This window comes from Hoeflea sp. YIM 152468 (assembly GCF_029210485.1).
Classification (GTDB): Bacteria; Pseudomonadota; Alphaproteobacteria; order Rhizobiales; family Rhizobiaceae; genus Hoeflea.
Map to the genome: position 1 here is coordinate 159,000 of NZ_JARGET010000005.1, position 25,570 is coordinate 184,569.

The following is a 25,570-nucleotide window of genomic DNA, read 5'->3' on the forward strand; positions in this document are numbered from 1 at the left end:
CGCGCATACGTTCGTAACAATACTAAGACAGGTCGGGTTCAATCGGCTTTGCTTGAACCGGCGCACGAGCCCGGGGCCAGCGTTCGACAGCGCCCTTGGTGCATCCGGTTGGGCGCGCCGTGCTGTACCGTAAATTTCAAGCTTCAAGACAGGCTGACCAACGTCAGGCGGCTTGTCCGACAACCTGGTTGCGGCCGTTGTTCTTGGCCTCGTAGAGCGCCCCGTCGGCTCGGCGCATCAGCGAATCGGCCCCCTCGTCACCGGACTTGAGCGTGGCTATGCCGACCGAGGTTGTGACCGATGCCGCAAATCCGGTTGCCGATATGTTGAATGGCGTGCCGGCAACGGCATCGCGCAACCGTTCCGCCACTTGAGCTGCGATGTCGGCTGTGGTGTCGGGCATGACCACGACAAATTCCTCGCCGCCATAACGGCAGGCCAGATCCGCGCCGCGCACGGCACCGCGTATGCGGCGGGCGAACTCACGCAGAACATCGTCGCCGCCTTCATGCCCGTGAGAATCATTGATGGCCTTGAAAAAATCGATGTCGGTGATGAGAACCGACAGGGGCCGATCGCGGCGCTTGGAGCGGTCGACAAGCGTCGCCAGATGGGTGTCGAGAAAGCGGCGGTTGTTCAGTCCTGTCAGGGCATCGGTGACAGCAAATTCGACCGATTGCGACAGGCTTGCCCGCAGCCGGTCGGCGTAACGCTTGCGCCGGATCTGGGTGACGCTGCGGGCGACCAGCTCGTTGGGGTCGAGCGGCCGCACCAGGTAGTCGTTGACGCCCAGCTCAAGCGCGCGGTTGACCACACTCTCCTCACCCGGCTCCGCCACAACCAGCATCGGAATAAAGCGGGTGCGCTCAAGCGAGCGCAATTGCGAACAAAGCCGCAATGGATCGTAATCCTTTAGCGAGGACGACACGATGACCAGTTCATAGGGCTTGTCCGCCGCTTCAAACAGCGCTGCCTGCGGATCGCCGATGGCGGTGACCTCTGCAATCCCGTTGAGCGCCCGTGTCAAGCGGTCCTGCGTGTTGGCGCGGCTTTCCACCAGCAGCACAAGGCCAGGCTCCTCCAGCTGCCCCTGATGCGGCGCAAGCAGGGTTTCCAGGCCACTGCTGTGGGATGTTTCCGCCCGCAGCCGGAGTTCGTCGCTCAGCGCCTTGAAGCGGACCAGGCTCTTGACCCTCGCCATCAATTGGAGGTCGTTGACCGGTTTGGTCAGAAAATCATCGGCACCCGCCTTGAGCCCGCGCACGCGATCGGCAGGCTGGTCAAGGGCCGTCACCATGACGACTGGGATATGGGCAGTGCGCGGATTGTGCTTGAGCCGCTCGCAGACTTCAAAACCGTCAATGCCGGGCATCATGATATCGAGCAGGATCAGATCGACCGGCGTCTGGTCACAGATGGCCAGTGCGGTCATGCCGTCGGCGGCGGTCAAGACCTCGAAATATTCCGCCATCAGACGCGCTTCAAGAAGCTTGACGTTGGCCGGAATGTCCTCAACCACCAGAATGCGCGCGGTCATGTTCGTTCTCCGCCCTCACCCATCGCCAAGATAGGTCTTGATGGTTTCGATGAATTTGGGCACCGAAATCGGCTTGGAAATATAGGCCTCGCACCCACCTTGGCGAATACGCTCCTCATCGCCCTTCATCGCAAATGCGGTTACGGCGATGATCGGAATGACGTGAAGATCATCATCCTGCTTGAGCCATTTGGTGACCTCCAGACCAGAGACTTCCGGCAACTGGATATCCATCAGGATGAGGTCCGGACGGTGCAGCCGGGCCAGATCCATCGCTTCCAGACCGCTGCGGGTCTGAATGGTCTTGTAGCCTGACGCCTCGATCAGGTCCCGGAAGAGTTTCATGTTGAGTTCATTGTCCTCAACAATCATAACCTGCTTTGTCATGCCCGATCCCATTCCCGATCCAGCCAGGCGCTGCGCCCGTCAGATCCCTTTGCTGCCCGCAGCCGATGGTTTCTATCACCGGATTTCGACTCGACTGGATTGCGATAAATTCCCTCCGCAACGCCCGTCAACGACATCACCTTAGTTCCATTAGGTTGAAAAAGTGGTAATTGGTCATATCGGGTAGTTTGCATGGCGTTCGGGAAGCAGGAGAGAGCAATGGCGGATGCGGAAGACACGGCAATTGCCGTGCTGGTCTGGCTTGCCGAAGAGCCGGAACTGATGGGCCGGTTTCTGGCCCTGACCGGGCTGGAAGCCTCGAACCTGCGCCAGGCCGCCAGGGAGCCGGGCTTTCTCGCCGGGGTTCTGGGCTTCCTGATGAACCACGAACCCACCCTGATGGATTTCTGCGCGGCCACCGGCACCCGGCCCGAATCAATCTCCCGCGCCTTCCAGGCGCTGGGCGGCACCGGCGAGAGCGGATGATGCTGATCCCAGACGCCGAGCATGATGACCTGCATTTGGGTGAACGGCCGCTGATCGTGTGCGATATCGACGAGGTGGTGCTGGAATTCGTGACCCCGTTCGCGGCGTTTCTGAGCCACAACGGCCACGAGTTGCGGGCCAACTCGTTTCGGCTGCACGGCAATATCTTTGAGCTCGAAGCCGGCGCCGAAACCCCGGCCGACGAGGTGTCGCGGTTGCTGGAACTGTTCTTCGAGAGCCAGGACGAGTGGCAGACACCGGTCGTCTCCGCTGCCGACAGCCTGGCACGGTTGTCCGGCCAGGCTGATATCGTGTTTCTGACGGCCATGCCGCCGCACCACCGCAAGGTGCGCCGCAAACTGCTCTCCAGCCACGGGTTTGATTATCCGATGATTGCGACCGAAGCACCCAAGGGACCGGCTGTCCTGGCGCTGCACGGCGCGCGCCCCCATCCGGTCGTGTTTGTCGATGATATCTTCGTCAATCTGCAATCGGTTCGCACGCATGTGCCTCAAACCCTGCTGCTCAATCTGATGGCCAATGAAAAGTTTCGGGCGCTGGCGCCGCATCCCGGCGAGGGTGTCGACATTGTGACCGACTGGACCCACGCCGAGACGTTGATTGCGGCCCATTTCGACGCCAGCGCCCGATGAGGCTGCTGCAGCCCTGACCGTCTGCCCCGGCGCGCGGCCGCAGGCTCCCTGTCCATCATGGCCAGATTTGCTTCGGGCTTTGCTGCGAGAGCCGAGGGTTTCGGCGACAGGTAATCTTGCGATGGAATCGGCTTTCGTCGTTGTGGCGGGGTTTCCGACTCGCAAGATTAAAGTCATGCGCGCTGATGTTCAACGTTTGTTCCCGGCTTCACCTTGCCCGATTGATCTGCCGGCACGATCGCACACCCGGCAAGAGCAGCGGCGACCCTGCCCCAAGCCGGACCGCTCTCGACCTCTCTTGCGCAAATCGGCGATGCTCAATATTTGTTCCTGATGAGCACAGCCTCGTCCGCACCCGGTTTTTGCCGCGACTGCCTGGCGCCTGCCCGCGCGGAGGTCAGGCGCTGCCACGCCTGTGGCAGCCCGCGCCTGATCCGTCACGTGGAGATCGACGCGCTGACCCTGGCGCATGTCGATTGCGATGCCTTTTACGCGACGGTGGAAAAACGCGACAATCCGGATCTGGCCGACAGGCCGGTGATCATCGGCGGGGGCAAGCGCGGTGTGGTGTCCACCTGTTGCTATATCGCGCGGATCAATGGTGTGCGCTCGGCGATGCCGATGTTCAAGGCGCTGGAGGCCTGCCCTGAAGCGGTGGTGATCAAGCCGGACATGGAAAAATATGCCCGCGTCGGGCGCGAGGTGCGGGTGCTGATGGAAGAGCTTACACCGCTGGTGCAGCCGATATCGATCGACGAGGCGTTCATGGACCTTGCCGGCACCGAAAAGCTGCACAAGGACACACCTGCCCGTACCCTCGCCCGTTTCGCCAGACGGGTGGAAGACGAAATCGGCATCAGCCTTTCGGTCGGCCTGTCCTACTGCAAGTTTCTGGCCAAGGTCGCGTCCGATCTTGACAAGCCGCGCGGCTTTTCGGTCATCGGCAAGGCCGAAGCGCTGGAGTTTCTCAAGCCGCGCCCGGTCTCACTGATCTGGGGGGTCGGCAAAGCCTTCACGGAGACGCTGGCGCGCGATGGCATCCGCAGCATCGGCCAGTTGCAAGTCATGGAGGAGACCGCGCTGATGCGCAGCTATGGCGCCATGGGCAAGCGGCTCTACCACCTGGCCCGGGGCGAGGATGATCGCACGGTCCATCTCAATGACGGGGCAAAAAGCGTTTCCGCCGAAACCACCTTCAACAGCGATCTGTCCGACGCCAGCGACCTGGTGCCGGTGCTCAGACGACTGTCGGAAAAGGTCTCGACACGGCTCAAGGCCTCGGGCATTGCCGGCCATACCGTCGTGCTCAAGCTCAAGACAGCCGATTTCAAAAGCCGGACACGCAACTTCAGGCTCGAGGACCCGACCATGCTGGCGGACCGGATTTTCCGCACCGGCCTGCATCTGATCAACCGCGAGCTTGGCCAGGACCGGTTCCGGCTGCTCGGCATCGGCGTCACCGACCTGACCGATGGCGCGCGCGCCGATCCGCCGGATCTGGTCGATCCCGCCGCCGCGCGCCGGGCCGTGGCGGAGAGCGCAATCGACAAGGTGCGACAGAAATTCGGCCGCGACATTTTAGAGACCGGCTACACCTTCGGCAGCTCGCGCAAGACGCGGCAGGCGGAAGAGGATTAAACCAGTTCGACATCCAGAACGCCGGGGGCCGCCTTGAGCGCCGAGGCCAGTTGTGGCGTCAGCCGGTAGCGATCGGGCAACGTCACCTCGATTTCACGGCGGCCATCATCCTTGATCATGACGAACGAGACCTGACCCTCGCCGCGCGCCTTCAACTGCGTCGAAACCGAATTGAGCGGCTTTGCGTCGCGCATGTAGACCCTGAGCGCCGACTGGCCGCGCGCGGCCCGGTCCTCGAGCGAATCGGCGGTCTGGATGCGCAGGCCGATGCCCTCGGGCCGTTCCTCGGCGTTGACCGTGATGACGATCGATTTTCCCGGCTCGAGCAGTTCGCGATAGAGCGCCAGACCTTCGGAAAACAGCACCGCCTCGTACTGGCCGGAGCTGTCGGAGAACGCGACGATGCCCATCTTGTTTCCGGTGCGGGTCTTGCGCTCCTGCTTGCTGGTGACAGTGCCGGCGAGCCGTCCGGCGGTGGCGCCGGCCTTGACCGAGACGGAGAAATCGGCCCAGGTCTGAACCCGCATCTTGGCCAGCAGATCATTATAGGAATCAAGCGGGTGCGCGGAAAGATAGAACCCCAGAGCCTGGTATTCACGATGCAGCTTCTCCGCCGGCAACCATGGCACGGTCGGCGGCAAATGGATGGTTTCGGCCTCCATTGCGCCGCCGCCACCTGCACCAAACATGTCGCTCTGGCCACTGATGCGGTTTTCCTGCGCCCGCTGGGCAAAGCCGATGATGCGGTCAAGGCCGGCACTCAACATCGCCCGATCGGGACCGAAACAATCAAGCGCACCGGCCGCGATCAGGCTTTCAAGCACCCGGCGGTTGACCTGACGCGGATCGATCCTGGTGCAGAAATCCTCAAGCGAGGCAAAGGGCGCGTCACCGCGCACCTCGACGATGTGGTCAACGGCAGCCTCGCCGACGCCCTTGATGGCGGCCAGCGCGTAATAGATCTTGTTGTCGCCGGTCTCGAAGTGGCGGAAACTGGTCTGCACCGAAGGGGCTGCCACCTCGATGCCGAGACGTTTGGCATCCTGACGGAAATCATTGAGCTTGTCGGTGTTGGACATGTCGAGCGTCATCGACGCCGCCAGAAACTCGACCGGATAATGCGCCTTGAGATAGGCGGTCTGGTAGGAGACGATGCCATAGGCTGCGGCGTGCGACTTGTTGAAGCCGTAATTGGCGAACTTGGCCAAGAGATCGAAGATCATGTCAGCCTGCGGCTTGGAGACATCGCGCTCCACCGCGCCCTCGACAAAGCGGGCGCGCTGCTTGTCCATTTCCTCCTTAATCTTCTTGCCCATGGCGCGCCGCAGAAGATCGGCTTCACCGAGCGAATAGCCGGCCAGCACCTGGGCGATCTGCATCACCTGTTCCTGATAAACGATGACGCCTTGTGTCTCGGCCAGCAGATTGTCGATCTTGGGATGGATGGAGGCCAGTTCCTCCTCGCCATGCTTGCGCGCATTGTAGACCGGAATGTTCTCCATCGGACCGGGGCGGTAGAGCGCAACAAGCGCGATGATGTCCTCGATCCGGTCCGGGCGCATGCCGATCAGCGCCTTGCGCATGCCGGCCGATTCCACCTGAAACACGCCGACGGTCTCGCCCCGCGACAGCATTTCGTAGGTCGGCCTGTCATCAAGCGGCAGCGCTTCGAGGTCAATCGTGATGTTGCGTTTGGCGATGAAACCGACTGCGGTCTTGAGCACGGTCAGAGTCTTGAGGCCGAGGAAGTCGAATTTGACCAGCCCGGCCTGCTCCACCCATTTCATGTTGAACTGGGTGACCGGCATGTCCGAACGCGGATCGCGGTACATCGGCACCAGTTGCGACAGCGGACGGTCGCCGATGACGATGCCCGCGGCATGGGTCGAGGCATGGCGGTACAGCCCCTCAAGCTTTTGCGCGATGTCGAGCAACTGCCCGACCGCCGGCTCCTTTTCCACTTCCTCATTGAAGCGCGGCTCTTCCTCGATCGCCTGTTTCAGCGGCGTCGGGTTGGCCGGATTGTTGGGCACCAGCTTGCAGATCCGGTCCACCAGGCCGTAAGGCATTTCCAGCACACGGCCGACGTCGCGCAGGGCTGCACGCGCCTGCAGGCTTCCGAAGGTTATGATTTGGCCGACCTGCTCGCGGCCATATTTGCCCACCACGTAACGGATCACCTCTTCCCGGCGATCCTGGCAAAAGTCGATATCGAAATCCGGCATCGAGACGCGGGCGGGGTTGAGAAAGCGCTCGAACAGCAAGGAGAAGCGCAAGGGATCAACATCGGTAATGGTCAGCGCATAGGCCACCAGCGAGCCTGCCCCGGACCCACGTCCGGGTCCCACCGGAATGCCCTGATCCTTGGCCCATTTGATAAAGTCGGCGACGATCAGGAAGTAACCGGGAAACTTCATGTTCTCGATGATGTCGAGTTCAACCTGCAGGCGGTCGCGGTAGTCGGTTTCCGAATATCCCTCGGCCAGGCCGATTCGCGCCAGCCGGCGCTCCAGCCCTTCGATCGACTGTCGCCGCAGTTCTGCAGCTTCGGCGGCGAGAGCGGAATCGGGATCCTCCTCGCCACCGCCGGTGAAGCGCGGAAGAATCGGCGCTCTGAGCTCGACAATCGCACTGCAGCGGCGGGCAATCTCGACGGTGTTGGCCAAAGCTTCGGGAATATCGGCAAACAATTGCGTCATTTCCGAGCGGGATTTGAGGCAATGGTCCACACTCAGCCGCGGCCGCCGGTCATCCGACATGACCGCGTTGCAGGCCACAGCCATCAGTGCGTCATGGGCCTCAAAGTCATCGGGGGTGGGAAAGAAGGCCTCATTGGTGGCCACAAGCGGAACTTCGCTGTCGTAGGCCAGCGCAATCATCTTGGACTCATGGGCCCGGTCATATCCACGCTGACGCTGCAATTCAATGTAAAGCCGGTCGCCGAACACCGCCTTGAGGCTTTCCAGCCGTGTCCGGGCCTGCTCCGCGTGCCCTTCGCGGACCGCCTGATCCACCGGGCCGCCCAATCCCCCTGACAGGGCGATCAGGCCGGCAGCGTCCTGTTGCAGCCATGACAAGCCAATATGGGGCCGGTCGCCGCCACTGTCGTCGCCGAGATAGGCCTGGCTGACAAGGGCCACCAGCCGTTCATAACCGGCCGGAGTGGCAGCATAGAGAACAATCGACGGCGCCTTTTGCAAATGATCCCGGTGCGAGGACCGGCGCTCGGATGCCTGAGCGTCCTCCATATCTATCTCGAGCTGACACCCGATGAGCGGCTGAATACCCGCCTCCATCGCCTTGACCGAAAACTCAAGTGCGCCAAACAGATTGTTGGTGTCGGTAATGGCGAGTGCCGGCTGGTTATCGTCAACGGCGCGCTTGATCAGCGTCTTGATCGGCAACGCGCCTTCAAGCAGGGAATAGGCCGAGTGTACACGCAAATGCACAAAGCCCGGCCAGGTCTCGGAGACCCGATCATCGGCCTGACCGTCACGCAGACGCGCCTCGCCCGCACCCGCGGCCAGATTTGCCAGCAACTTCGCCGATTTACTTTCCCGTGCCATGGGTGCCCTCTGCCGCCTGTTCCGCAACCAGGCACCAATTCGGCGCCGCGCAGACTCAAACGCCAATTGTGAGGACCCGGACCGCAAAGTCCAGAGCACAAACAGCTAAAACACCAAGCACACACGGCTTGATCGCCAACCCTCGCGGCCACCGCCCAGCGCATCAGCGCCTGGCACCTCAGCCGAGACCAGGCAGGCTTGCAAATCCAGGCCAACTCCACACCACGCCGCCCAATCCGGCGGCGTGAAAAATTCAGCAAAAGTCGCCTGTCAGAACGCCATCGCAAGCACGGCGAAGCTCGCCACAAACAGCGACATGGAAACGAAAGCGGCAATGTCACGGGCAAATGCAGTCATGATCAGCTCCTATCTAAATCCGTTTGTGTTGCCTTTATGTTCTCTTTTTGTTCACGCGTCAAGCGCATTTAAACCGAATTGTCTGGAAATGCGTCCTTTGCGCCGCCGGCTGGATGCGCGGCGCTGTAGATGAGCGACATCTTCAAGCCTCATGGAACCTGGCCGGGACCGCCTGCCCGCGGTCGCGGCACGCAGGCAACGCAAAAAGCCCGGACGCGGGCGCCCGGGCTTTCGTGTCTGCATAATGGAAATTGCAGCTTAGTTGCAGGCGTCCTTGAGACCCTTGCCGGCCGAGAACTTCGGCACGTTGCGCGCCGGGATATCGACTTCCTTGCCAGTTTGCGGGTTGCGGCCCTTAGAGGCTTCACGACGCGACACTGTAAAGTTGCCAAAGCCGATCAACCGCACTTCGCCGCCATTCTTGAGTTCACCGGTGATGGTTTCAAAAACCGCTTCAACAGCCGATGTTGCATCTCCCTTGCTGAGGCCCGATTTCTCGGCCACAGAAGCTACCAGTTCATTCTTGTTCATCGTTCGTCCCTTTCTGGCGTTATCTCGACTCATTTCGTTCGATGCGGTGATCCTACGCATCTATCGGTCCGGCGCAACCAAACTCCCCGTAAAGCCTCGCTTTATAGGGGCTTTTTACAGGCTTTTCGGCATCAGCGAACCTCATCTGAGGTCATGGAAAACGAAATGCGACGAAAATATTCAGATTGCGTCCACATTCGACACATCATGTGACGTGTCCGGCTGAACGAAAACCAAACCGGGCGGCGATTTCTCCGCCCGTCATGCTTACCACTGCCCGGAAGGGCCAGATGCGACAGCGCCGCCCATCCAACAGGATCGGCGGCGCTGTGTCTCTCTTTGTATCAATGCATGTACGCTACCGCGCAAATGAACCGATTTGAACGTGACAGGCTTTAGTGAGCGATCGTGGCTTCGCCCTCTTTGCCCACCTCGGCGGCAATCGCAGTTTCCGCTTTTGCGTCCGGATCCCAGGTAATGGCCTCAGGCATCCGCACCAGTGCGTGACGCAGAACATCACCCATCTTGGCGACCGGAATGATCTCGAGACCATTCTTGACGTTGTCCGGGATCTCGGGGAGATCCTTGGCATTGTCTTCCGGGATCATCACCGTCTTGATACCACCGCGCAGGGCGGCCAGCAGCTTTTCCTTGAGTCCGCCGATCGGCAGGACCCGGCCACGCAGGGTGATCTCGCCGGTCATGGCAACATCGCGGCGCACCGGAATGCCGGTCATGATCGAGACGATGGCGGTTGCCATTCCAACGCCGGCCGAAGGGCCGTCCTTGGGGGTGGCGCCTTCGGGCACGTGAACGTGAATGTCACGCTTGTCGAAGAGCGGCGGCTCGATGCCGAAATCAACCGCGCGCGACCGGACATAGGACGCCGCCGCCGAAATCGATTCCTTCATCACTTCACGCAGGTTGCCGGTCACCGTCATCTTGCCCTTGCCAGGCATCATGACACCTTCGATGGTCAGCAGTTCGCCACCAACTTCAGTCCAGGCCAATCCCGTCACGACACCGACCTGATCGTCAAACTCGGCTTCACCATAGCGGAAGCGTGGCACGCCCAGATAGTCGGCGAGCGTGTCAGCATCAACGCGGACTTCCTTGGCTCCGGTCTTGAGGATCTCGGTCACGGCCTTGCGCGAGAGTTTCATCAGTTCGCGTTCGAAGTTACGCACACCGGCTTCGCGGGTGTAGGTGCGAACGACCTGCAACAGCGCTTCGTCGGTGATCTCGAACTCGTTGGGCCGCAAGGCGTGGTCGCGAATGGCCTTGGGCAGCAGGTGCCTGCGGGCGATTTCGAGCTTTTCATCCTCTGTGTAGCCGGCGATACGGATGACTTCCATCCGGTCCATCAGCGGCGCAGGAATGTTAAGCGTGTTGGCCGTGGTGATGAACATCACGTTGGACAGATCGTACTCGACCTCGAGATAGTGATCCATGAAGGTGGAGTTCTGTTCCGGATCAAGCACCTCAAGAAGCGCTGACGACGGATCGCCGCGGAAATCCTGGCCCATCTTGTCGATCTCGTCGAGCAGGAACAGCGGATTGACCTTCTTGGCCTTCTTCATCGACTGGATGACCTTGCCGGGCATCGAGCCGATATAGGTGCGGCGGTGACCGCGGATTTCCGCCTCGTCACGAACGCCACCCAGCGCCATGCGCACATATTCGCGGCCGGTCGCCTTGGCGATCGACTTGGCCAGCGAGGTCTTGCCGACGCCCGGAGGTCCGACGAGGCACAGGATCGGGCCCTTGATCTTGGACGAACGGGCCTGAACCGCGAGATACTCGATGATCCGCTCCTTGACCTTTTCAAGGCCGAAGTGATCCGTCTCAAGCACCTGTTCGGCCGCATTGAGGTCGTTCTTGACCCGGGATTTCTTGCCCCAGGGCAAGCCCAGCAGCCAGTCGAGATAATTGCGCACGACGGTGGCTTCGGCCGACATCGGGCTCATCTGCTTGAGCTTCTTGAACTCGGCATCCGCCTTTTCGCGGGCTTCCTTGGAGAGCTTGGTCTTGGCGATGCGGGTTTCCAATTCGGCCATCTCGTCGCGGCCGTCCTCGCCGTCGCCGAGCTCCTTCTGGATCGCCTTCATCTGCTCGTTGAGATAATACTCGCGCTGGGTCTTCTCCATCTGCCGCTTGACGCGGGAGCGGATGCGTTTTTCGACCTGCAGCACCGAAATCTCGCCTTCCATGAAGCCGAGCGACTTCTCCAGACGGCCCTTGATCGACACGGTCGACAGCATGTCCTGCTTTTCAGGAATCTTGATCGAAAGATGCGAAGCCACGGTGTCGGCGAGCTTGGAATAGTCGTCGATCTGGCTGGCAGCGCCGACAACTTCGGGTGAAATCTTCTTGTTGAGCTTGACGTAGTTCTCGAACTCGGAGACCACCGAGCGCGACAGCGCTTCGATCTCGACCGGGTCCTCCTCGGGCTCGGCAAGCTGAACCGCCCGGGCTTCGTAATACTCGTCGTGATCCGTATACTCGACGATCTCGGCGCGAGCGCGGCCTTCGACCAGCACCTTGACCGTACCGTCGGGCAATTTCAGAAGCTGCAGCACATTGGCGATGGTGCCGATCTGATAAATGCCTGCTGGCTCCGGATCGTCATCACTGGCGTTGATTTGAGTGGCAAGCATGATCTGCTTGTCCGATCCCATGACTTCCTCGAGCGCGCGGATGGATTTCTCGCGGCCGACAAAAAGCGGCACGATCATGTGCGGAAACACTACGATATCGCGCAACGGAAGAACGGGATAGATACCTGCCTCTTCGGGGGCCTGTGATGAACTCACTTTTTTATCCGGCATGTTTTTTCCTTTCAGGGTCTGTTCAGACCGATTGGCAACGCGGGATGCGGTCCCGGTTCATCCAGCAACCGCCTTTGGCGTCCTTGATAGCGGGCATCGCCCTCTACAGTCTAATTGGAGAACCGGAGCCCGGGTTTCAAGTCAGATCTGCCCCGGCTGTCAATCCTTTATCGATTCCCGACCTTATTAGACAACGAAAGTGGCGGGAAGCTGGAGCGGGACGAAAAACCGGCCGAATTCCCGCCTGGTGCGCGGTTCTCCCCAACCGCCGGTGCGCGCTCCGTCAGCCCCGCCTCTCGCATGAGGCAAGCAGAGCGTGAATCCGCAGGAGATGTTTGCTGACACACAAACGGGTCCCGAAGGACCCGTTTGAAATTTGCACATCTATCGGAACATCATGCCGAAGCTGAATCCTTGGCTTCGCCATCCCGCTCCGCATAGATGTAAAGCGGGCGCGCATTACCGGTGACCACATCGTCGGAGATGACAACTTCACGCACGCCTTCCAGTGTCGGCAGCTCGAACATGGTATCGAGCAGGATTTTCTCCATGATCGAGCGCAGTCCGCGTGCACCGGTGGCGCGGATAATGCCGCGCTTGGCAATTTCGCTCAGCGCGCTCTCGTGGAAGGTGAGTTCCACATCTTCCATCTCGAACAGGCGCTGGTATTGCTTGACCAGCGCATTCTTCGGCTGGGTCAGGATCTGGATCAGCGCATCCTCGTCAAGATCTTCAAGCGTTGCGAGCACCGGCAGACGGCCGATGAATTCCGGGATCAGTCCGAATTTCACCAGATCTTCCGGCTCGAGTTCACGCAGCACTTCGCCGACACGGCGTTCATCCTGGGCGCGAACATTGGCGCCAAACCCGATCGAGGTCTTTTCGCCCCGGGCCGAGATGATCTTGTCAAGACCGGCAAAGGCGCCACCGCAGACAAACAGGATGTTGGTGGTGTCGACCTGCAGGAACTCCTGCTGCGGATGCTTGCGGCCGCCCTGCGGCGGAACCGAAGCAACGGTGCCTTCCATGATCTTCAACAGCGCCTGCTGCACGCCTTCGCCCGAGACGTCCCGGGTGATCGATGGATTGTCCGATTTGCGCGAGATCTTGTCGACCTCGTCGATGTAGACAATGCCGCGCTGCGCGCGCTCGACATTGTAGTCGGCCGACTGCAGCAGCTTGAGGATGATGTTCTCGACATCCTCGCCCACGTAACCGGCTTCGGTCAGCGTTGTGGCGTCAGCCATGGTGAACGGCACGTCGATGATGCGGGCCAGGGTCTGGGCAAGATAGGTCTTGCCGCAACCGGTGGGGCCGACCAGCAGAATATTGGACTTGGCCAGTTCCACATCGCCCGATTTGGACGAATGGTTGAGCCGCTTGTAGTGGTTGTGGACCGCCACCGAGAGGATCTTCTTGGCCTGATGCTGGCCAATCACATACTCGTCGAGTGTTGCGATGATTTCCTGCGGGCTTGGCACACCGTCACTCGACTTCACCATCGAGGATTTGTTTTCCTCACGGATGATGTCCATGCACAATTCCACGCATTCATCGCAGATGAACACGGTGGGACCGGCAATGAGTTTGCGCACTTCATGCTGGCTCTTGCCGCAGAAGGAGCAATAAAGGGTGTTTTTGGAATCGCCGCCGTTGCTGCCGCTGACCTTGCTCATTTCACTTTCCTTCCCGCAATCCCGGCATTAAAAGCCTGGATGTATGGCGCCTTGCCGCTCCGTGGCTTCGGAGCATTAAGGCAATCTCGGGGTACAAACCCGGCCTCTGGTTAATCAAACCCGAAGCCGGTGGCAACGAATCCCCGCCAATCTGGCGATGCTATGCCAGAGAATTTGAATATAGACTTAACGTCCATTCTAGCGCGCTCACGCGCTTGCGCCACCCCACGCACACGGAAACGTGTTGCAGGAGTAGCGCAATGATTGTCAAAACAGCGCATAAAACTAACCAAACAGCCTGGTTCCTGTGGCTATGTCGCGGTTTCGATATACTCGCGCTTGTCGATGACGCGGTCGATGATACCAAAATCCAGCGCTTCCTCTGATGTCATGAAGTGGTCACGGTCCAGGGTTTTTTCAACCGTCTCGTAATCCTTGCCGGTGTGGGTGACATAGATCTCGTTGAGGCGGCGCTTCATCTTGATGATGTCCTGCGCATGCCGCTCGATGTCTGAGGCCTGCCCCTGAAACCCGCCCGAGGGCTGATGCACCATGATGCGGGCATTTGGTGTGGCAAAGCGCATGCCTTTTTCCCCAGCCGCCAGCAACAGCGACCCCATCGACGCAGCCTGGCCGACGCAGAGCGTCGAGACCGCCGGACGAATGAACTGCATGGTATCGTAGATCGCCATGCCAGCCGTGACCACGCCACCGGGAGAGTTGATGTAGATGGCGATTTCCTTCTTCGGGTTCTCGGCCTCGAGAAACAGAAGCTGGGCGCAGACGAGCGTCGCCATGTGATCCTCGACCGGACCGGTTATGAAGATAATCCGCTCCTTGAGCAGCCGCGAATAAATATCATAGGACCGTTCGCCGCGGTTTGTCTGTTCAACGACCATGGGCACCAGGGCCATGGCGGTCTCAACTGTATTTTTCATTGCGCTTCCCTTGTCATACGGCCCGACAGACGGCAAGGCCTGCTCAGAATCAGTCTCATTGAACCCACTACATAGAGTGTGCCCCCCCGCCGCTTCAAGACGCAAGGCTGCGAAACGGCGGGGGGAGGTTGATCACGACCGACGTTAAAGCGAAGTTACGGTTTTCGGATTTTCCAGCTTTCAAGCGATAAATTGCCGCGAGATCCGCTCCTGGTTGCAGCGTCCGGACGATGCGCAAACCACGAGAGCTGCGAAACAGCGGGCACGAACCCGGATGCACATGCATTCCCGCTGGTGGTGACATGGGCCGGCTTGCCGTCGCGGGGCATGCAGTCTCGGGCAGTGGCCCTCCCAGCAGCGCTGTTCTCCCTGCAGACAAGACCCGCCTGACCGATCGGTCCGGGTCGACGTCAAGCAGCAAGATCTGATCAATGCAGTCTGGTACAGTTTGCCTAAAGAACATCGAAGGCAAAGCACAGATGTGCAAAACAGCCAGTGCATTAACGATTATTTAAGGTTTTACTTCCCTCCCCACAAAGACTGCGGCACACTGAACCTGACAGACGCGGCAGACGGCAGATCAAACGCCGCACGCGTGATCAGGGAGTGTACCATGTTTGAGTTTTCGTCCATTCGCCGCGGAATTGTCGCCGCAACCCTGGCAACGTCCATTGCCTCACCTGCCTTGGCCGGTGGCAAATCCTTGTCGTGCTATCAGCAGGTGCATCAGCCGGCGGTATACAAAACCGTTCATCAGCAGGTCGTCGTCCGGCCTGGCGGCGTGGTTCATGAAACCATTCCCGCGCGCTACGGACAGATTACCGAAAAAGTGCTGATCGAGCCGGAACGGGTGATCGCCCGGAAAATCCCGGCGGTGGTCAAGACCGTGCACCAGACGGTGATGGTGCGGGCCAAATCCGTGGGCTGGGAATGGCGTCGCGTTCACGGCGTCAAGACCCTGTGCAAGGTGGCCTACCCCGCACAGTACGAGACGAGAGCCCGGACGGTTGTCGTGCATCCCGCCCGGACTGTGCATGAACGGATTCCAGCCCGGTATGCCCACCGCAGCCGCACGGTTGTGGTGGAGGCTGCCCGCACCATTGCGCGCCAGGTGCCGCCGGTGATTAAAACGGTGGCGCGAAACGTGGAAGTCCGCCCTGCGTCGTCCGGCTGGGTTCAGGTCTCGGGCAGAAGCCGCTGCCATTGAGGGCGGCAATCGAGCCTGGTTGGATTGCACCATGCCGTCTGGAGCCTGCCAGGCGGCATCGGTACGGATTGTCCGATCTTTGCTGCTTATCCCCGAAGATATGACGCCGGAGGCCAGTCTTCGCATTTGCATCCGGCACGATCCGGGCTAAGCCACGCCCATGATCAGGCACTCTCTCTCCGTTTCACAGGATCCCCGCGATCCCGAATTCGTCCAGGACCCCTATGGGTTTTACGCCGAGAGGCACCGCGCCTCCCCGGTCTTTTACTGGGAGGAGTACGGCATGTGGTGCGTGGCGGGCTACGATCAGGTCAATTCGCTGTTGCGCGACCGGCGGTTTGGTCGCGAAAACCGCTGGGGCGCACCGCTGAACCCTGCCGAGGGGCGTGAGCATCTTGCCGATTTCGATCGGATCGAAAGCGGTTCACTGCTCGAGCGCGAACCCCCGGCCCACACGCGGCTGAGGACCTTGGTCAACCGCGCTTTCGTCTCCCGCTCGGTGGAGCGGCTCAGACCGCGCATCCATGCGCTCGCCCATCAGTTGGTCGATGCCCTGCCGGGTGATAAGGCTTTTGATCTCCTGCCCTCCTTCGCAACGCCGATCCCTCTGACGGTGATTTGCGAATTGCTCGGCGTGCCGGTCGACCGCGCCGATGATCTGCTTGGCTGGTCGCACGCCATGTGCGAAATGTATGTACCGCAGCGGTCACGCGAGACCGAAGTGCGGGCCAACCGCGCTGCCGCCAATTTCGGCGCATTTTTGACCGCGCACATTGAAGAGCACAGACACACCCATGCCGACGATTTGCTGTCGGCGCTTATCGCGGTGCGCGACACCGGCGAAAAACTGACCGATGACGAGCTCATCTCCACCTGCGTGCTATTGCTCAATGCCGGGCATGAAGCCACCGTGCACCAGTCCGGCAATGCCGTGAAAACCATTCTCGATCAGGGCGGCGATCCGTGCCGGTTCTTTGCAACGCCCGAGGCTACGACCGCGACAGTCGAAGAAGCGCTCAGATTTGACGCGCCTTTGCACATGTTCAACCGTTACGCCTATGAGGACATCGACCTCGGGCCGGTAATCTTGAAGCCGGGTCAACAGGTCGCGCTGCTGCTGGGGGCGGCCAACCGCGATCCGTCGGCTTTCGAGGCGCCGGACAAGTTCCGCCCCGGACGGGCTGACCAGAAGAATGTCAGCTTTGGCGCAGGCCTGCATTTCTGCATCGGTGCGCCCTTGGCGCGGCTTGAACTGCAGGAATCGCTTGCCGTGCTGTTTTCGCGGCGGCCCGATCTCAAGCTCAGTCAGCCCGCGCGCTATCGCGACAGCTACCACTTCCATGGACTCGAGCGCCTGATGGTCTGCTGATATCGTCGACCATGTTGGCCGTCCCCGCCCGGAAAAAGCCAAACAGCACCATTGCGAACCGCCGCCGCTGGCGTCACCGGATGATGCTCGGCATCTGAGCGGATGCACAAAAATGGCTGGCGCATTTCATTTGGGCAATGCATGTCCGGCATCGCCCCAATGAAGCCGTTTGAACGCGCCGTAAATTAGAGTTTTATAACGTACTCTTTGCGAGTCGTTTCAACAACTTCCCAGCTTCCCTTGAACCCCGGTCGCAGAATGAAGCTGTCCCCGGCCTTGACTGTGACACTCTCGCCGCCGTCTTCGGTCACAACCGACACCCCTTCGAGAATATGGCAATATTCCCACTCGTCGTAGCAGATCCGCCATTTGCCCGGCGTCGACTGCCAGATGCCGCAATAGAGTCCGTCGCGCTCTTCGAGGTTCCAGGCGGTGTGCACCGGATCTCCTGCCAGAACCTTCTCTGCGTCCGGCCTCGAGACCTCCCGGTCAGCTGAGGGACGGAGCGGAATGAAGTATGCCTTGGTCATGCTTCGCACCTGAAAAGACTTGATCCGGGAGCACCCCTGTCTGAACCTGGGACAGGATAGCGCCACCGCTGTTGACTGCGCGGCACGCGATGTGAAGACAATATGCGAGCCACACACAGGATGCACCCATGCGGATCGACAAAGCAATTGAAAGCGTGATGATGATGGATGACCCGACCTGGGCGCGTCATGCCAGCCCGTGGAGTTTCTGGACGCGGGTGCCGCTGCTGGCGCTGTTCGCGCTCGCCGTCTGGTCGCGGGTCTGGATCGGCTGGTGGAGCCTTGTCCCCATCGGCCTGGTTCTGGTGTGGACGCTTGTCAATCCGCGTGCCTTTTCACCACCGGCGACGCTGGACAACTGGGCCTCGCAGGTGGTGCTGGGCGAGCGCTGCTGGCTGGCGCGCAAGACCAAACCGATTCCTGCACACCATGCGAAAGCGGCCATGATCCTGAGCCTGCTGTCGGGCCTTTCGATCATCCCCCTCGCCTACGGCCTCTGGGTGCTTGATGCCTGGGCCGTTTTCGCCGGCGCGATGCTGGCATCGGTCTTCAAGCTGTGGTTCGGCGACCGCATGGCCTGGCTCTGGGCAGACATGGCAGACCGGCCCGAAACCGAACGATCCGGGGCTCAGCAGACCTGAACGCCGCACGCGGTGATGGTGAACTCGTTCGCAGGCTCGGTCAGCGCGCCATCGAACTGACGACCGTCGGCGCACTGGGCCCGCGCCGCGAAGGTAAGCCGTCCCGCCAGCTCGCCTTCCTTCAGATTGAGAAAATACTCAACCGCACAGTCCTTTTCGATGGCCAGTTGCTCGGAGAGCTGGTCGAGCCATGCCGGATTGGCAGATTGCGCCTGGGCAAGCGACGTCACGGTCAACATCAGCGCGGCTGTGATCGTCAAGGTTCGGACATCTGTTTGCGACATGGGCTCCACCATTTGAGTTTAGCGGCAGTCTAGCTGTTGGCGCCCTCGCCTGCCTTGCTGCAGATCAAATGCAAGAACGCTTATTTTCCCAGTGCGGCATCGAGGCAGTCCGGGGCGACATATTTCAATTCGTCCTGAGCAAACGGAACCCTGACCATGGCCGGGGCATCGGCGTTGGTGCTTTCGACCTTGCGGGCCAGGAGGTCGCCAAATGCTGCAGTCGTCTTGTCCGGGTCCGTGAGGATTTCATAGGTGTGGACGTAGCACGGGCCGATTCCGTCGCCGCAGGTGCCACCATTGTCGGAATGGGTCGGGATGAAGCCGAGATCAACGATCTTGTCACCGATGGCAGCGAATACGGTTACTCCGCCTTCGGTGTAGCCTTGACCGGTGTAGCCGGACTCCATCAGCCAGCCGTGATTGCCCTGCCCCAGACGGACGACCCGAAAGGCCTCTTCCGAGGGGGTGGCGCCCCAGGAGCCGGCATCCTCGGCCAGGCTGTTGCGCGCCACCAGGGTCAGGTGCGTGCTTTCGCCACGCAACATCACCAGCCCCAGCTTTCCGCTGCAGGCATGGCAATCGGCGCGACCGCCATCAGAAGTTGGTGCGTATCCGGACATCGCGACATAATGCGTCAGCCCGGCGGCACCGGGGACGGAAGCCAGAAGATGCGGACGCATGCATATTTTGCCGCTACCGCCACTGCCGACCCAGCATTTCAACCGTTTGTCGTACCGGCCGTAAAACTCCTCCATCACCGCAGCCCAAAACGCTTTCGGATTTTCAACCGCGGACGACGGGATGGACGTCAGCGTCCCGGCCTGGACCGAACCGATTTGCAGCAGCGCCGACATCAGGAAAAACAGGCAGATCTTGTACATGGTTCGCGCCTCCCAAGATTCCATCAAAGCAGCAGCCGGGCCTTCGGGCAACCCTGCATCCAGGATGCATCGGATGCAAAGCATACGGCCCGGCAGTGAATGCCGGGCCGCTGAAACTCATCCAACAAGCGCTGGTTCAAGCCTTGGCGAGTGCCTGCTCCAGATCGGCGATGATGTCCTTGACGTCTTCGATGCCGATCGACAGCCGCACCACATCCGGGCCGGCGCCAGCAGCGGCCTGCTGCTCCGGCGTCAATTGGGCGTGGGTGGTCGAGGCCGGATGGATGACCAGCGAGCGGGTGTCGCCGATATTGGCCAGGTGCGAGAACATCTCGAGGCCATCAACAAACTTGACGCCGGAGTCATAACCGCCCTTGAGGCCGAAGGTGAAAACCGAGCCCGCGCCCTTGGGAGAATACCGCTGCTGCAAGGCATGGTTTTCATGATCAGGCAGGCCGGCATAATGCACCCAGGCAACCTTGTCGTGCTTGGTCAGCCATTCGGCGACGGCCAGCGCGTTGTCGCAATGGCGCTGCATGCGCAGCGGCAGGGTTTCGGCGCCCGTCACCAGCATGAAGGCGTTGAACGGCGAAATCGCCGGACCGAGGTCGCGCAGGCCGATCACACGGCAGGCAATGGCGAAAGCAAAATTGCCGAAGGTCTCGTGCAACACCATGCCGCCATATTCCGCGCGCGGCTCCGACAAGGTCGGGTATTTGCCGGATTTCGACCAGTCAAACGATCCACCGTCAACGATCACGCCGCCCATGGAGTTGCCATGGCCGCCGATGAATTTGGTCAGCGAATGCAGCACCACGTCGGCGCCATGCTGGATCGGCTGGATCAGATAGGGCGACGCCATGGTGTTGTCGACGATCAGCGGCAATCCATGCTTGTGCGCCACTTCGGCGATGGCGCTGATGTCGACAAATGTGCCGCCCGGGTTGGCCAGGCTTTCGACAAAGATCGCCTTGGTCCTCTCATCAATCTGGCTTTCAATGCTGGTCATATCGGCCGGATCAGCCCAGCGCACATGCCAGTCAAACGACTTGAAGGATTTGCCGAACTGGTTGATCGAGCCACCATAGAGCTGGTTGGCGGCAATGAAGTTGTCGCCCGGGCGCATGATGGTGTGAAAAACGATCAATTGTGCCGCGTGGCCTGAGGCAACCGCGAGCGCGGCTGTGCCGCCTTCCAGCGCCGCAACCCGCTCTTCAAGCACGGCCTGAGTCGGATTCATGATGCGGGTGTAGATGTTGCCGAAGGCCTTCAAGCCGAACAGCGACGCGGCATGATCGGCATCATCAAAGACGAAGGCGGTGGTCTGGTAGATCGGTGTGGCGCGTGCGCCCGTGGCGGGATCCGGCTGGGCCCCCGCATGTACAGCTAATGTATTGAAACCCGGCTGATTGTTCGACATGGATCACTCCTGTTGTGCCCGAAAACAGTATGCAGGGGTTATCCCGCATGTGCGCGTCGCGGTCAAAGAAGAAATTTGCGCGGAGCAGCTCAAAACCGCGCATCCACATTCACCTGGGGCCTTCAAACCGGAATATAATTCCTTTGAGCCTCGCTGTCGTGAAAGAAAGTGCAGAGATTCGTCACAGCGCGCGCGCAAGGCGCAGAAGCTCACTCGGTTAAAGTTTCGACGCTCTCGTCGGCAGGTTCACATCCGGGCAATCGCGCCAGCAGCCAGTCCCGGGATGGACGAACAGTCTCGGGCAGGTCCTGCAAGACATCATCGATCACCTCTGCGGATGCGGTGCTGACTTCGCAGCCATAATCCTCAAGGTCTCGATCCGGGTTGAGCTCTTTCCATCCAGATAATCCTGCCGCTCAAAGGCAACCGCCGCAGCCATGCCCGCGACCGGCAAGACCACCATTGCGCGACGCAACCTTGCCTTGGCCTTGGCGCGAACAACTGCGGCGGCAATGGCTTTGCGATGGGCAATGGCCGTTGCCGCCGCGCTGGCAGTCATGGTGGTCACCTGCGCGGTCAGCGAAACCGCCCACACGCCCATGCTGATGGCCGTGGTGGCCAAAGACACGCAGAGCACAGCCAGAAACCCCGCCGTCCGCACCAGTGCGAATATCCGCCTCATGAGACCCAACCCAGCCACTGCATTGTCGTCATCTATCTGATCCTGCGCCGCGACGCCGGCGGGCCATCATTCTGCAAAGCATTGAATCAGAACTGTGGCGCATGGCGTCGACGCCAGGTGTTGTGCCCCTTGCAAGGCTGATCCTCACCGGCTGCGAACGGCGCGCGGCAATCGCTGCCCACCAGGACAAGCCGGACCGGCCCTACTCCTTGCCGGTTTGCGGCACTCGCAACCCGTAACTCTGGAAGCCGGTGCGCATGACCGGTTTGCGCGCGGACACAACGCCCGAGTTGACACCGTTCCAGCCGATTTCGCCGGACAGGCGGGCATATTCGATCTTCGGGCAGCGATTCATCACCACCTTGATGCCGGCGGCTTCGGCGCGGGCAGCGGCTTCATCATCGCGCACGGTGAGCTGCATCCAGATCACTTTCGGCAGCGGATCAAGCGCCAGCACCTCATCGACAATGCCCGGAACCGCATTGGAAGCCCGGAATATGTCGACCATGTCGATGGCCACAGGCACATCGCTGAGCCGTGCATAGGTCATCTGCCCGAGGATGGACTTGCCCGCCTGCCCCGGATTGACCGGGATGACATGATAGCCCTTGGCGAGCATGTATTTCATGACGAAGAAGCTCGGACGCACCTCGTTGGCGGACGCGCCGACCACGGCAACGGTCTTTACCGATTGCAGGATGCCGGAAATGTAGGAATTGGCGTAGCTGTCGTGGTTCATCCGGAGCGCATCCTGCTAGATCTGATCCGGTTGTCGCAACAGCATCCGGGTGCGTCAAGCACCGCGACAACCGCTTCGCCCTTGTCGGCGATCAAATCTGCGACACATTGCATCTGTAGCCACTCGCGAGACGCCACCAGGAGGAAGTCGCCATGTCCCCGCGCCTGATCATCAACAGCACCTTGCCTGTGGCTGCGGCCATTGCGGGCTTCATGGCCGTAAGCGGCCCGGCGCAGGCCATCAGCCGCATTGAGACGACTGAGACCGATTGCAGCGCCATCCGCAGTGCCCTGATAAACGAGGGTGCCGCCATCCTGCGGTACACTTCGAAAAGGGGCCTGCCGATCTATGATCGCTATGTCAGCTCATCGCTGATGTGCCAAAGCCCGTCGGTCGGCGTGTGGGCCAGCGTTCCGGCGCGCGACACCAACAGCTGCCGGGTGATCGCCTGCGACGCCAATGCCAGCGATGATGATGACCTGACCCGGTTCCGGCCACTGCTGCGGCTGACACCCTGAGCTTATGCGCTTACGCCGGCAAGGTCATATGCCCGTCTTCACTCAGCGCCATGAAGGGGTTGTGCGCCAGTTCCCACAGATGGCCGTCTGGATCGGCGAAATAACCGGAATAGCCGCCCCAGAACACCTCATGCGGCTTTTTCACCGGCCTGGCGCCACATGCGACCGCGAAATTCCAGGCGGCGTCGACCTCCTCACGCGAGCCCAGATTGTGCGCCAGTGCCATGCCTTCAAAAGGCTGGGCTGCGGTCGGCTCCAGGCCTGCATCGGCGGCCAGCGCGTCACGGCCGAACAGGCCCAGCACCGTGCCATTCATGTGAAAGAAGGTGACGCTGTCATTGGACGCCGAGGACCGTTTGAAGCCGAGCTTTTGATAAAATCCGGTCGAAGCGGCGACATCGGCAACGCCGAGCGTGATCATGGTGATGCGCGGTGACAGGGTCATGATTACGTCCTCACGGAGAGTGTGCCGCGGCGCCCGGGATCGGGCCGGTCCGCATGTTCGATGCCGGTTACTCCCCGGTCCATTCCGGCGTTCGCTTGGCGATGAAAGCGTTGATGCCCTCTTCGGCGTCGCGGGCCAGCATGTTCTCCACCATCACCTGCGCCGTGTAGTCATAGGCGTCGCCCAGTGACATATCCGCCTGCCGGTAAAACGCCTCCTTGCCGATTTTCACCGTCAAAGGTGACTTGGAGGCAATGACTTCGGCGTATTTCATCACAACCTGATTGAGATACTGGCGCGGCATGATGCGGTTGATCAGGCCGAATTCGCGCGCTGTCGAGGCGTCGATGGTCTCGCCGGTGAGCAGCATTTCCATCGCCTGCTTGCGGTGCACGTTGCGGCTCAGCGCCACCATCGGGGTGGAGCAGAACAGCCCGATATTCACACCGGGGGTACAGAAGGCGGAGGTGTCGGTGCACATCGCCAGATCGCAGGAGGCGACAAGCTGGCAGCCGGCAGCGGTGGCCAGCCCATCGACCTCGGCAATCACCGGCACCGGCAGATGGACAATGGCCTGCATCAGATCGGCGCAGAGCTTCATGGTGCGGGCAAAGAACGCCCTGCCCTGATCCTCATCGGCGCGGTGCAGGGTCAGCTCCTTGAGGTCGTGACCGGCGGAAAAAAGCCTGCCCGGTGTCGCCGAGGCGATGATCACCACGCGGATCGATGCGTCCTGGCGGGCGGCGTCAAGCTGGTCCTTCAGCGCCTGCATCAAGCCCAGTGAGAGCGCATTTGCCGGGGGATTGTTCATCTCCAGCCGCAGCACACCGTTGTGGACTTCGGTGTTGACCAGGCCCGAGGACGCATTCTTGTTCAGCTCGACGACATTCATGGAAAAACCCTTTCGCCTTTCGCACCCGAGTTTAGCGCGGAGTGCAAGTTTCGGAAAGCCACGGCGTTGACCAGAGGCTTGCTTTCCGCAACGGTGCCGGGACACAGAGTCCGGCAAGGAAACAACAGCGATGGCGAATATGCGAGCAGAACAGTGTAGCCGACATGCCCCCACACCCGGTCACTCATAACTTTCTTCATTCGACAGGAACAGAAACCATGGCTGCACCGGCCTCTCCCGTGATGTCCGCCCCAGAAGTGTCCGCCTATCTCGACGAAGTCTTTCCCCAGATCAAGACCAACGGACACAACATATCGGTGCTTGATGTGGCTCCGGGCAGTGCCCGTGTCCGGCTCGATGCGGATGAAAGGCATCTGAGGCCCGGCGGCACGGTCAGCGGGCCGACCCTGTTCACGCTGGCCGACCTGGCGGCCTATGCCGTGATCCTGGCCCATATCGGTCGCGTCGCACTTGCGGTGACCACCAATCTGAACATCAATTTCCTGATGAAGCCCGAATCCGGGCCGCTCGACGCCACGGCGAAAATCCTCAAACTGGGCAAACGTCTGGTGGTCACCGACATTGCCATTTGCGATTCCGGCGGCGAATTGGTGGCCCACGCCACGGCCACCTATTCGGTTCCGCCGCAAAAATAGACGGTATCATGATACCGCATTCTTAACTATATGTTTTTCCACGCCTATTTTAGACTTCGCTCGAATCTGGCCGCTTGACGCGACATAGGGCCTCGCCTATAAGCACCCAGCACCGGGGTTTTGGGATTCCGGCGCCCGTTGGTTCAGACCTGATGCGCTGCAAACGGCTCGTCCAACACAAGCAACAAGAAACGTCCGGCTTCTGGCCCAGCCACTCCGGATCCTGAATGAAAAGAGAACTCCATGAAAACCTTCTCGCAGAAGCCTGCAGAGGTGGACAAGAAGTGGATCATCATCGACGCCGAAGGTCTCGTCGTCGGTCGTCTGGCCACTGTCATTGCCACCATCCTGCGCGGAAAGCACAAAGCCACCTACACCCCTCACGTTGACGACGGCGACAATGTCATCGTCATCAATGCGGAAAAGGCAGTGCTGACCGGCAACAAATTTGCCGACAAGAAATATTACTGGCACACCGGCTATCCCGGCGGCATCAAGGAGCGCACCGCGCGCCAGATTTTCGAAGGCCGCTTTCCCGAGCGGATCGTTGAAAAGGCTGTCGAGCGCATGGTTCCCCGCGGGCCGCTTGGTCGTCGCCAGATGAAGAACCTGCGCGTTTATGCCGGTTCCGATCATCCGCACGAAGCGCAGCAGCCGACCGTTCTTGACGTCGCCTCGCTCAACAGCAAGAACAAAAGGAGCGCCTGAT

At 60.5% G+C, this 25,570-nt stretch carries 24 protein-coding genes; 9 read left to right on the top strand and 15 right to left on the bottom strand.

Annotation, left to right across the window (positions count from 1 at the left end):
* Positions 1 to 163: 163 nt before the first annotated feature.
* Both PZ897_RS02795 and PZ897_RS02800 read right to left on the bottom strand, forming a co-directional pair.
* Positions 164 to 1,537 carry a PleD family two-component system response regulator gene (locus PZ897_RS02795; protein WP_275749790.1) on the bottom strand — a complete coding sequence of 458 codons (1,374 nt, stop codon included), beginning with the start codon at positions 1,535 to 1,537 and terminating at the stop codon, positions 164 to 166.
* A 15-nt stretch (positions 1,538 to 1,552) separates the two neighbouring features.
* A complete protein-coding gene (locus tag PZ897_RS02800) occupies positions 1,553 to 1,924 on the bottom strand; it encodes a response regulator (protein ID WP_275749792.1) in 372 nt (123 codons plus the stop codon).
* 219 nt (positions 1,925 to 2,143) lie between these two features.
* Between PZ897_RS02800 and PZ897_RS02805 the strand changes: the two genes are divergently transcribed.
* The 3 genes from PZ897_RS02805 (at position 2,144) to PZ897_RS02815 (ending at position 4,701) form a co-directional block, all read left to right on the top strand.
* Positions 2,144 to 2,410: a DUF3572 domain-containing protein gene (locus PZ897_RS02805; RefSeq protein ID WP_275749793.1), complete on the top strand. Its 267-nt coding sequence runs from the start codon at positions 2,144 to 2,146 to the stop codon at positions 2,408 to 2,410.
* Positions 2,407 to 3,063, top strand: coding sequence for a hypothetical protein (locus PZ897_RS02810; protein WP_275749794.1), 657 nt, complete (start codon positions 2,407 to 2,409; stop codon positions 3,061 to 3,063). The genes PZ897_RS02805 and PZ897_RS02810 overlap by 4 nt, the downstream gene beginning before the upstream one ends.
* A gap of 333 nt (positions 3,064 to 3,396) precedes the next feature.
* Positions 3,397 to 4,701: a DNA polymerase IV gene (locus PZ897_RS02815; protein ID WP_275749795.1), complete on the top strand. Its 1,305-nt coding sequence runs from the start codon at positions 3,397 to 3,399 to the stop codon at positions 4,699 to 4,701.
* Here the strand turns inward: PZ897_RS02815 and dnaE are convergent.
* The 5 genes from dnaE to clpP all read right to left on the bottom strand — a co-directional run bounded on the left by dnaE (position 4,698) and on the right by clpP (position 14,597).
* Entirely contained in the window at positions 4,698 to 8,267 is a 3,570-nt protein-coding gene (gene dnaE / locus PZ897_RS02820) for a DNA polymerase III subunit alpha (RefSeq protein ID WP_275749796.1), read from the bottom strand. The genes PZ897_RS02815 and dnaE overlap by 4 nt on opposite strands.
* Positions 8,268 to 8,882: 615 nt before the next feature.
* Positions 8,883 to 9,188 (bottom strand): DNA-binding protein HupB, encoded by a 306-nt coding sequence (hupB, locus tag PZ897_RS02825; RefSeq protein WP_275750130.1) that lies wholly within the window; start codon positions 9,186 to 9,188, stop codon positions 8,883 to 8,885.
* Positions 9,189 to 9,550: 362 nt separating this feature from the next.
* Positions 9,551 to 11,983: an endopeptidase La gene (gene lon / locus PZ897_RS02830; RefSeq protein ID WP_275749798.1), complete on the bottom strand. Its 2,433-nt coding sequence runs from the start codon at positions 11,981 to 11,983 to the stop codon at positions 9,551 to 9,553.
* 395 nt (positions 11,984 to 12,378) lie between these two features.
* Entirely contained in the window at positions 12,379 to 13,659 is a 1,281-nt protein-coding gene (gene clpX, locus PZ897_RS02835; RefSeq protein ID WP_275749799.1) for an ATP-dependent Clp protease ATP-binding subunit ClpX, read from the bottom strand.
* Between the two features lie 311 nt (positions 13,660 to 13,970).
* The gene (clpP, locus tag PZ897_RS02840; RefSeq protein WP_275749800.1) at positions 13,971 to 14,597 is read right to left on the bottom strand and encodes an ATP-dependent Clp endopeptidase proteolytic subunit ClpP; all 627 of its coding nucleotides are present in this window, start codon (positions 14,595 to 14,597) and stop codon (positions 13,971 to 13,973) included.
* A 613-nt stretch (positions 14,598 to 15,210) separates the two neighbouring features.
* Here clpP and PZ897_RS02845 point away from each other — a divergent pair.
* Together PZ897_RS02845 and PZ897_RS02850 are read left to right on the top strand one after the other, a co-directional pair.
* Positions 15,211 to 15,804, top strand: coding sequence for a hypothetical protein (locus PZ897_RS02845; protein ID WP_275749801.1), 594 nt, complete (start codon positions 15,211 to 15,213; stop codon positions 15,802 to 15,804).
* A 160-nt stretch (positions 15,805 to 15,964) separates the two neighbouring features.
* The gene (locus PZ897_RS02850; protein WP_275749803.1) at positions 15,965 to 17,173 is read left to right on the top strand and encodes a cytochrome P450; all 1,209 of its coding nucleotides are present in this window, start codon (positions 15,965 to 15,967) and stop codon (positions 17,171 to 17,173) included.
* Positions 17,174 to 17,358: 185 nt separating this feature from the next.
* Here the strand turns inward: PZ897_RS02850 and PZ897_RS02855 are convergent, their stop codons facing one another.
* Complete coding sequence (locus tag PZ897_RS02855) at positions 17,359 to 17,703, bottom strand: cupin domain-containing protein (protein WP_275749805.1); 345 nt, start codon at positions 17,701 to 17,703, stop codon at positions 17,359 to 17,361.
* A 128-nt stretch (positions 17,704 to 17,831) separates the two neighbouring features.
* Here PZ897_RS02855 and PZ897_RS02860 point away from each other — a divergent pair, with 128 nt between their 5' ends.
* Positions 17,832 to 18,344 (top strand): DUF6653 family protein, encoded by a 513-nt coding sequence (locus PZ897_RS02860; RefSeq protein WP_275749807.1) that lies wholly within the window; start codon positions 17,832 to 17,834, stop codon positions 18,342 to 18,344.
* Here the strand turns inward: PZ897_RS02860 and PZ897_RS02865 are convergent.
* The 5 genes from PZ897_RS02865 to PZ897_RS02885 all read right to left on the bottom strand — a co-directional run bounded on the left by PZ897_RS02865 (position 18,332) and on the right by PZ897_RS02885 (position 22,350).
* A complete protein-coding gene (locus PZ897_RS02865; RefSeq protein ID WP_275749809.1) occupies positions 18,332 to 18,628 on the bottom strand; it encodes a hypothetical protein in 297 nt (98 codons plus the stop codon). The genes PZ897_RS02860 and PZ897_RS02865 overlap by 13 nt on opposite strands.
* Positions 18,629 to 18,708: 80 nt before the next feature.
* Complete coding sequence (locus PZ897_RS02870) at positions 18,709 to 19,509, bottom strand: hypothetical protein (protein WP_275749810.1); 801 nt, start codon at positions 19,507 to 19,509, stop codon at positions 18,709 to 18,711.
* Positions 19,510 to 19,645: 136 nt separating this feature from the next.
* Positions 19,646 to 20,929 (bottom strand): O-acetylhomoserine aminocarboxypropyltransferase, encoded by a 1,284-nt coding sequence (locus tag PZ897_RS02875; protein ID WP_275749811.1) that lies wholly within the window; start codon positions 20,927 to 20,929, stop codon positions 19,646 to 19,648.
* A gap of 325 nt (positions 20,930 to 21,254) precedes the next feature.
* Positions 21,255 to 21,611 (bottom strand): hypothetical protein, encoded by a 357-nt coding sequence (locus PZ897_RS02880; RefSeq protein WP_275749813.1) that lies wholly within the window; start codon positions 21,609 to 21,611, stop codon positions 21,255 to 21,257.
* Between the two features lie 202 nt (positions 21,612 to 21,813).
* The gene (locus PZ897_RS02885) at positions 21,814 to 22,350 is read right to left on the bottom strand and encodes a CoA-binding protein (protein WP_275749815.1); all 537 of its coding nucleotides are present in this window, start codon (positions 22,348 to 22,350) and stop codon (positions 21,814 to 21,816) included.
* A 152-nt stretch (positions 22,351 to 22,502) separates the two neighbouring features.
* Here PZ897_RS02885 and PZ897_RS02890 point away from each other — a divergent pair, with 152 nt between their 5' ends.
* Positions 22,503 to 22,868 (top strand): hypothetical protein, encoded by a 366-nt coding sequence (locus PZ897_RS02890; RefSeq protein ID WP_275749816.1) that lies wholly within the window; start codon positions 22,503 to 22,505, stop codon positions 22,866 to 22,868.
* A 10-nt stretch (positions 22,869 to 22,878) separates the two neighbouring features.
* Here the strand turns inward: PZ897_RS02890 and PZ897_RS02895 are convergent, their stop codons facing one another.
* Together PZ897_RS02895 and PZ897_RS02900 are read right to left on the bottom strand one after the other, a co-directional pair.
* Entirely contained in the window at positions 22,879 to 23,313 is a 435-nt protein-coding gene (locus PZ897_RS02895; protein WP_275749818.1) for a VOC family protein, read from the bottom strand.
* Positions 23,314 to 23,380: 67 nt separating this feature from the next.
* Positions 23,381 to 24,205, bottom strand: coding sequence for an enoyl-CoA hydratase (locus PZ897_RS02900; RefSeq protein WP_275749820.1), 825 nt, complete (start codon positions 24,203 to 24,205; stop codon positions 23,381 to 23,383).
* A 218-nt stretch (positions 24,206 to 24,423) separates the two neighbouring features.
* Here PZ897_RS02900 and PZ897_RS02905 point away from each other — a divergent pair, with 218 nt between their 5' ends.
* Together PZ897_RS02905 and rplM are read left to right on the top strand one after the other, a co-directional pair.
* Positions 24,424 to 24,861, top strand: coding sequence for a PaaI family thioesterase (locus PZ897_RS02905; protein WP_275749822.1), 438 nt, complete (start codon positions 24,424 to 24,426; stop codon positions 24,859 to 24,861).
* Between the two features lie 243 nt (positions 24,862 to 25,104).
* Entirely contained in the window at positions 25,105 to 25,569 is a 465-nt protein-coding gene (gene rplM / locus PZ897_RS02910) for a 50S ribosomal protein L13 (protein ID WP_275749824.1), read from the top strand.
* Position 25,570 lies beyond the last annotated feature (1 nt).